Below are 262 nucleotides of genomic sequence, written 5' to 3'. Positions count from 1 at the left end.
GGACCCCGCAATGAGCCGTATCCTCCGTCGCGAGACCCATTCATCGCGGGCCGGCGCGGCCGTCATTGCCGCGGTACTTGTCATCATTCTCTGCGTCTACGCATTGCTGGAAGCCGGAGTCCGGGCTGTCGGCCAACCTCCTTGGCTGGTTGATCCCACCACTGCTGCCGAACGCATCATCGCCCTTCCCGGGGGCATTTCATCCCTCCTGCTGGGGGCGAGCGGTGCCGTGATCGCCATGGCGGGTTTGTTCTTCCTGCTC

1 pseudogene is annotated in these 262 nt (G+C 64.5%); it reads left to right on the top strand.

Annotation, left to right across the window (positions count from 1 at the left end):
* Positions 1 to 262: pseudogene (locus ACPYOM_RS22830) on the top strand (hypothetical protein); the annotation flags it as partial.

Source organism: Monashia sp. HAY1-2A (assembly GCF_056755315.1).
This window is presented reverse-complemented; position numbering and strand designations above follow the sequence as displayed.